At 70.3% G+C, this 5,245-nt stretch carries 4 protein-coding genes; 2 read left to right on the top strand and 2 right to left on the bottom strand.

Translation table 11 applies throughout. The annotated features are described in order from the left end of the window. Positions 1–278 precede the first annotated feature (278 nt). Together pta and AB4Z48_RS40095 are read left to right on the top strand one after the other, a co-directional pair. The gene (gene pta / locus AB4Z48_RS40100) at positions 279–1,334 is read left to right on the top strand and encodes a phosphate acetyltransferase (RefSeq protein ID WP_441624399.1); all 1,056 of its coding nucleotides are present in this window, start codon (positions 279–281) and stop codon (positions 1,332–1,334) included. Continuing rightward, positions 1,331–2,116, top strand: a complete 786-nt coding sequence (locus AB4Z48_RS40095; RefSeq protein ID WP_441624397.1) for a sulfite exporter TauE/SafE family protein — start codon at positions 1,331–1,333, stop codon at positions 2,114–2,116. The genes pta and AB4Z48_RS40095 overlap by 4 nt, the downstream gene beginning before the upstream one ends. 123 nt (positions 2,117–2,239) lie before the next feature. On the opposite strand, the gene AB4Z48_RS40090 is transcribed toward AB4Z48_RS40095, so the two are convergent. After that, positions 2,240–3,961 (bottom strand): cobaltochelatase CobT-related protein, encoded by a 1,722-nt coding sequence (locus AB4Z48_RS40090; protein WP_441624395.1) that lies wholly within the window; start codon positions 3,959–3,961, stop codon positions 2,240–2,242. Beyond that, positions 3,961–4,926: an AAA family ATPase gene (locus AB4Z48_RS40085; protein WP_441624401.1), complete on the bottom strand. Its 966-nt coding sequence runs from the start codon at positions 4,924–4,926 to the stop codon at positions 3,961–3,963. The genes AB4Z48_RS40090 and AB4Z48_RS40085 overlap by 1 nt, the downstream gene beginning before the upstream one ends. Positions 4,927–5,245 lie beyond the last annotated feature (319 nt).

Here is a 5,245-nt window from a genome sequence, read left to right as displayed (position 1 = left end):
GCGCGCCATCGATCTGCAGATGAATCACGGCAAGACCACCATCATCGAGATCATGTGCACCCGCGAGCTCGGCGACCCGTTCCGCCGCGATGCGCTCGCCAAGCCCGTGCGCACCCTCGACAAGTACAAGGACTTCGTCTGAGTCCCTGAGTCCCTGAGTCCCTGAGCACGCCGGAGGCGGCCCGCGCCGCTTCCGGCCCTGTCGCTGCGGCGACTGTCCCGCAGCGACAGAACTGACGCAACCGAACCGCCGCGACCGAACCCCTGAGCCCGACCCAATGAAAGCGATCAACCGCATCATCGAGCGCGCCCGCGCCGCGCCCCGGCGCATCGTGCTGTGYGAGGCCGAAGACCCGCGCATCCTGCAGGCCGCGCAACGCGCCAGCCGCGAGGCCATTGCCCGCATCGTGCTGGTGGGCGACGCGGCGCGCATCCGCCAGGCCGCCGCCGGCGACGGCATCGACCTGGCCGGCATGGACCTGATCGACCCTGCCACCTCCGCGCTCACACCGTCGTTCGCGCACAAGCTGTTCGCGCTGCGCGGCAGGAAGGGCATGACGCTGGAGCAAGCGAAGCGCGAGGTGCTCAAGCCGCTGTGCTTCGCCAACCTGATGGTGCGCCTGGGCCATGCCGACGGCTCGGTGGCCGGCGCGGTGCACACCACCGCCGACGTGGTGCGCACCGCCATCCAGATCATCGGCATCGATCCCGCGTTCAGGCTGGTGTCGAGTTTTTTCCTGATGATGCTCTGCGAACCGTTCCATGCCTTGAAGGGCGGACTGATCTTTTCCGATTGCGGGCTGGTGGTGGACCCCGATGCCGGCGAGCTGGCCGAGATCGCCATGGCCGCGGCCGACAGCGCGCAGAGCCTGCTGATGGATGCGCCGCGCGTGGCGATGCTGTCGTTCTCCACCAGCGGCAGCGCCAGGCACGCGGCGGTCGACAAGGTGGTGGAGGCAACCCGCCTGGTGCAGGAACGGCGCCCCGCGCTGGCGATCGACGGCGACGTGCAGCTCGACGCGGCCATCGTGGCCGAGATCGCCGCGAAGAAGATCGCGCATTCGAAGGTGGAAGGCCGCGCCAATGTGCTGGTCTTCCCCAACCTGGAAGCCGGCAATATCGGCTACAAGCTGGCCGAGCGCGTGGGCGGCGCCAAGGCCATCGGGCCGCTGCTGCAGGGCCTGCAGCAGCCGGCCAACGACCTGTCGCGCGGCTGCAGCGCCGACGACGTCTACTACGTGATCGCGGTCACGGCGGTGCAGGCCCAGGCCGCCGCCGCGCAGACACGGCCCCCCCAGCCCGCCGGGAACGCCATGGCCGCGTCACTGCCATGAGCACCGAACACCTGCTGCCGCTGCTCGCGCTGATGGGCGCGGCAAGCTACTTCCAGACCGTGACCGGCTTCGGCCTCGGCATGATCGTGATGGGCGCGACCAGCGGCCTCGGCCTGGCGCCGGTGGCCAGCGTGGCCATGGTGGTCAGCCTGGTGACGCTGGCCAACAGCGCGGTGGCCCTGCCCGGCAAGCTGCATCACGTCGACTGGCGCGCGGTGGGCGCGGCCACGCTGGGCATCCTGCCGTCGGTGGTGGCGGGCGTGCTGCTGCTCGACTACCTGAGCAGCAGCGCGTCGGGCATCCTGCAATGGCTGCTGGGAGCGGTGGTGCTGTATGGCGGCCTGAGCGCGGCGCTGCGCCCCGCCCCGCTGCGGCAACGCTCCGGCGACCGCAGCTTCTTCATGAGCGGCGTCTTCGGCGGCCTGCTCAGCGGCATGTTCGGCGTCTCCGGGCCGCCGCTGATCTTCCAGTTCTATCGCCAGCCCTTGTCGCTGGTGGAAATCCGCTGCGCGCTGATCCTGGTGTTCACGGCGACTTCCGTCACGCGCACGCTGTTCAGCGCCTGGCAGGGGCAGCTCGGCGCCGATATCTGGCTCGAGGCCGCGCTGGCCGTGCCCGTGGTGGCGCTGACGACGATCGCTGCGCGGCGCTATCCGCCGCCGCTTTCGGCGCTGGCGACGCGGCGCATCGCCTTCGGCGTGCTGGTGGTGATCGGGGCTTACCTGATGCTGCCGGGGCTGCTGCGGCTGGCGGCGATGGGCACGGCTTGCTGTAGCGCCTGAGCGCGGGGCAGGCCGTTCGCCGCCCCGCGCCATGCGCACGTCCGTTCCGGGCGACGGTTCCGGGCGGCGGTTCCGGGCGGCGGTTCCGGCCGGCGGTTCCGGGCGGCGGTTCCGGGCGGCGGTTCAGCCGCGCCCGCCGATCCATCGCACGATCTCGGCGAACACCGGCATGGCCGGCGCCACCGACAGGTCCAGCGCCAGGCAGCGGCGGTAATAGGGGCTGAGGTCCAGCCCGACGCCCAGGCCCAGCACTTCCACGCCGCGCGGCGTGTCGTGGCGCGCCACCACTTCCTTCAGGTGGTTGTCCAGGTACCAGGCATCGTTGGCATGCCCCGTGGCGGTATCCATCGGGCTGCCGTCGGAGATCACGATCAGGATCCGCCGCGTCTCGGCGCGCGCCAGCAGGCGCGCGCAGGCCCATTCGACAGCCTCGCCGTCCACCCCTTCGCGGAACAGGTCGGCCTTGAACAGCGCGGCGATACCGGCGCGGGCGCGGCGCCAGGGGCTTGCCGCGTCCTTGAACACCATGTGGCAGGTTTCGTTCAGGCGGCCGGGATGCGCGGGGCGGCCCCGCGCCAGCCAGTCGAGCCGGGCGCGGCCACCGTTCCAGGCGCCGGTGGTGAAGCCGAGCACCTCGCTGGCCACGCCGGCCTGGTCGAGCGCGCGCGCGAGCACGTCCACCAGCATGGCCACCCGCTCGATATGCGCCTTCATCGAGCCGGAGCAATCGATCAGCAGGCTGACCGCGCAGTCCGCCTGCAGCTTGTGGCGCTCCAGGCGGAACAGCCGCCGCTCGGCCGGCGAGCTGACCAGTTGCGCCAGGCGCCGGCCATCGATGCGGCCGTGCTCCTCGCCGAACGACCAGCCATCGCGCTGCGGCACGGCCAGCGCCGCGCTCAGCGCCCGCGCCAGCCGGGCCACATGGATGCTTTGCTCGGCAATGCGGCGGTCGAGACGTTCGCGATACTCGGCAAGCAAGGCCTTGCGGACCAGCTTGCCGGGCGCGATCTCGCGGTCGTAGCGGGTGGTGTAGGCGCGATAGCCGCCGGCCGCGGCCTGCAGCACGCGGCTGGTGCCCGTCGCCGCCGGGGCCATCGCCTCGTGCTCATCGTCCTCGCAACCGAGCGCCAGCGAAAACGCCACGCGCACGGCTTGCTCATCCTGCTCGTCCCCGGTGCCGTCCTGCGCCTGCGCCGCGCGGGCAGAGCGCAACATGTCGCCAAGCAGCCTGGCGATCGCCAGCGCATGCGCGGCGAACGCGCCCTGTTCCGCGCGATGCCGGCGCAAGCCCGCCAGCGGCACGCCGAGCACCGGCACGATGGCGGCCCGCGTGGCTTCGATCAGGTCCTCGGTGTCCGGCAGCACCGGCCAGCCCGAAAGCCGCGACCACGCGATCTGCGCCACCGTGTACAGCAGGATGCCCAGCTGGGTCTCGGCCAGGCCGGCGCGATGGAAGGCGCGCGACCAGGCTTCGAAGCGGTGCCTCAGGTTCTGCGCCAGGCCCGGCATGCCGGCCGGCGGCAGCGACTCGCAGCGCAGTTGCTCCAGCAACTCGAACACCAGCCGCTCGACCGGATCGCCCGGGCACAGCTGGCGGTGCAGTTCCGGCTCGGAGCGCGCCAGGCGCAAGGCGGCGCCGTCCGCCGCGCCGCGCAGGGATGCAAAGTCGTCGGCCTGCGCATCGGTGCGCATGTGGGGCGCGTGCAGCGGCAGCGGCCGGGTGCCCCGGCACAGGCGGCCGACGCGATAGTGCAGCGCGGCGTCGCCGGTGAGGGCGCGCACTGCTGCCGCGCACAGCGCTTCGCGCTGCTGATGGCGGCGCGCCGCCTGGCGGTCCGCCGCCATCAGCGCGGCTCCGGCGCGGCTTCGCGCGCGGGATCCAGTTCCCGCCCGAAGCAGCGCTGGAAGTACTCGGCCACCACCGGCCGCTCGGCGTCGTCGCATTTGTTGAGAAAACTCAGCCGGAAGGCCAGCGCCGGATCGCGGAAGATCTGGCAGTTCTCCGCCCAGCTGATCACGGTACGCGGCGACATCAGCGTGGAGAGGTCTCCCGTGGCAAAGCCCTTGCGCGTGAGCTCCGCCACGCTCACCATGGATTCGACCAGCGCGCGCCCGGCCTCGCCTGCCAGTTCCGGCACCCGCGCCAGCACGATGCCCGCCTCTTCCGCGCGCGGCAGGTAGTTCAGCGTGGCCACCACGTTCCAGCGGTCCATCTGCGCGTGGTTGAGCATCTGCGTGCCGTGGTACATGCCGTTCAGGTTGCCCAGCCCCACGGTGTTGGTGGTGGCGAACATGCGGAAGGCGGGATGGGGATGGATCACGCGGTTCTGGTCGAGCAGCGTGAACTTGCCGTCGCGCTCCAGCATGCGCTGGATCACGAACATCACATCCGGGCGCCCGGCGTCGTATTCGTCGAAGATCAGCGCCACCGGGCGCTGCAATGCCCAGGGCACGATCCCTTCCTGGAATTCCGTGACCTGCCGCCCGTCGCGCACGACGATGGCGTCCTTGCCGACCAGGTCGAGCCGGCTGATATGCCCGTCGAGGTTCACGCGCACGCACGGCCAGTTCAGGCGAGCCGCCACCTGCTCGACATGGGTCGATTTGCCGGTGCCGTGCAGGCCCTGCACCATCACGCGGCGGTCGCGGGTAAAGCCCGCCAGGATCGCCAGCGTCACTTCGGGGTTGAAACGGTAGGCCGGATCGATCTCCGGCACATGGTCGTCGCGTTCGCGGAACGCCGGCACCATCAGGCCCGAATCGATGCCGAACAGGGTGCGAGCCGCGACCATTGTGTCCGGCTTGCCCATCACGATTTCGCTCACTTCGCTCTCCTCCGCACCTTGTCGTCGCGGCGGCGCGCATGCGCCGCCAGCCGCGGGTCACCCGCGCTTTGACCTATCTTAGTACGGTTTCTATTTTAGAGACAAATCATTCCGTTTATTGATTTTCCCTATTGACCATCGCGAACTACCGACCTACAGTTCGTCAAACACACAGTATCCGGAACAAATCGTTCCGTTTTGAGATCGAAGCCCGGAGACCCACCACCATGAGCGAACACCTCCCCGAATCCCTGCGCCAGGCCACCACCGACGCCCCCGCCACCACCGGCCCGCAGGCCATGAC

The organism is Cupriavidus sp. 2TAF22 (genome assembly GCF_052115045.1).
Classification (GTDB): Bacteria; Pseudomonadota; Gammaproteobacteria; order Burkholderiales; family Burkholderiaceae; genus Cupriavidus.
This window is presented reverse-complemented; position numbering and strand designations above follow the sequence as displayed.

What these genes read in the sequence shown, in the direction of transcription:
- AB4Z48_RS40085 (WP_441624401.1), bottom strand. Translation starts at nt 4,926, where the DNA reads ATGGGCAAGCCGGACACAATGGTCGCGGCTCGCACCCTGTTCGGCATC.
- AB4Z48_RS40090 (WP_441624395.1), bottom strand. Translation starts at nt 3,961, where the DNA reads ATGGCGGCGGACCGCCAGGCGGCGCGCCGCCATCAGCAGCGCGAAGCG.
- AB4Z48_RS40095 (WP_441624397.1), top strand. Translation starts at nt 1,331, where the DNA reads ATGAGCACCGAACACCTGCTGCCGCTGCTCGCGCTGATGGGCGCGGCA.